General features: G+C 43.4%; 1 protein-coding gene. It reads left to right on the top strand.

The genetic code is table 11. The features are described 5' to 3' along the window. The coding region (locus tag M2R47_RS09295; RefSeq protein WP_249102500.1) for a hemagglutinin repeat-containing protein at window positions 1–2,193 on the top strand (2,193 nt) is incomplete at both ends.

The raw sequence follows: 2,193 nt of genomic DNA, 5'->3' as shown, positions 1-2,193 counted from the left end.
TTGCCAACCTGCAAGGTTCTCTTAGCTATGATAATACCAACATGTCAGCCATGGGTAATCTGTCAAGTTTCGCCCAACACAACCAACGCCTAAGAAATACTGTGTTGACGAGTGCAAAAAATAGCCAGATTCAAGCCAATCGTCATCTGTCTTTTAGTAACGCCAGTATCGATTCCAAAGAGCATGTGGCGATTTACACCAAAGCCAATCAGACAACCAAAAACAGCTCATTGAATGCCAAAGGCATCTTAAGCAACATCACCGATGGCAATCACACCATTATTGGTAATGTCAGTCATACTGGCGGTGCGGTATTATTACAAAGCGATGCCTTGGTTGTTGAAGGTGAGAATAGATTGACCGCCCGTACCACAGGCAATGCTTTGCTGGCAGATCTTGATGGGGATTTGTCTCTTCAAACCAATCAGACGCTTAATATCTCACCTCAAAATCATGTGATACAAGCTGCAGGGGACTTATCTTTGAGAGTTGTTGCAGGAGACCTGCATCTTTGGGGTCAAGGTGGTAATTTGGGTAATGGCTCACAGCAAGCACTTCATTTGGAATCTACCTTGGGAGGTATTGAACTACAAGGTCGGAACATTCATCTAAAAGGCAGTCGCCTTGATGCCAACCAAGATATTGGCTTGTATGCTACCCAAGGTCATATTTTTATTGATGGCATTAAAAATACGCTAAGTGATAAAAAAACAATCGATGCACTACAGCACGCCAAAAAACAGCTTAATGATGTACGGACTAGGCTTAATGCTCTAGAAAGCTTACCCAGATACATTACCTATCACGAGCAAAAGGATCGATTGGATCGCTTGAGTATTAAGCATCAAGAATACCTTGATTATCAGCGGAGTTTAAAAAGCTTGGAATCTCCGCTTCCTATGTTTGAAATGTCTCACGGTGGAAGAGTCTTACCATCGAGCAACTCTTATTTTACTGATTGGACACCACCGCGCATTATTAGGCGAACCGACCCCATCATCAACATCAATCAAGATCGCAGCTTCCCTGCAGAGGTGATGAACTTTAATGTCAACCAGGTATTTAAGCTCAACCAAACTTATAAGGACTTAATTGATCAACAACAAACCTTGATAAAACAACAAGAACGCCTAGAGTCTCGTGTGAATTTTTTAACTCAAGCAGTCTTTGGTTATGAACACAGCACAGCTTCATTAAACAGTAAGACAGGCGACATCACTTTGGCAGCCTCTTTGGGTATCTTACTAAGTGGTGCCAACCTTGATGCGGCAGGTGATATCCACCTGTCATCTGGAGGCATGATGCCAAATGCTTATACCAAAGCCACCAATTCAGACACAAGCCAAGCCTTGGATGGTAGTATTGTCTTGGATGGATTGCAAAATCACTATGAGGTGGGTAACGAACATGGTGATCATCATCGCATCATTGCTTTTAGCACGCCAACCCAACTTACTGCCGGTAAAAACATACGCTTGCACGCCACCCATCAAGACCCCAACACTCACCTTGTCATTCAAGGCGGTCAGCTACAAGCAGCACAAGACATTGCCATCAATACTAACCATTCTATCTTGCTAGATCATGACTTAGACTATGAGTATGGCTATGATCGCAGTACACGAAAGCATGGCAAATGGTATCGGCGTAAATACACCACCACGGTCTCAAGCAATGAATGGCAAGATGCCGTCCCTACCATCCTGACTGCCAATAACATCCGTCTAAAGACTCATGGCTTAGATCGTCAAAATCACATCGACTTGTATGGCACCCAAATGCATGCCACGACAGGAAATATCTCACTATGGTCGTCAGGTAATATCGCTTTATACGCTGTAGACAACCTGCATAATAATCAATACAACAGTCACACCAAAAGAAAGTTGTTGGGCATTCGTTATAATGACACACATGCTCAAGGTTCAACATACCTAAAGACTGCACTACCCGCTACTTTAACCGCCAACTATATTGCAAGTCATTCACAAGGTGATACCACCCTTGAAGGAACAAGATTTAATTATCTGTCAGCAGCAAGCATTACTGCATCTGGTCGCTTGGCATTATTGGCTGCCACCAATGAGTTACAAGAACGCCACCAAAAAGACAGCAACTGGGTTTTATGGCAACGCACCCTTGACCAAGGTCAGATCAAACAAAGTGCAATCCTACCTAGCTTTACAGGCATGA

Source organism: Moraxella oculi, from assembly GCF_023336735.1.
In the GTDB taxonomy this organism is placed as follows: Bacteria; Pseudomonadota; Gammaproteobacteria; order Pseudomonadales; family Moraxellaceae; genus Moraxella; species Moraxella oculi.
Note: the sequence above shows the minus strand (reverse complement) of the source record. Positions and strands in the feature narration are given on the sequence as shown.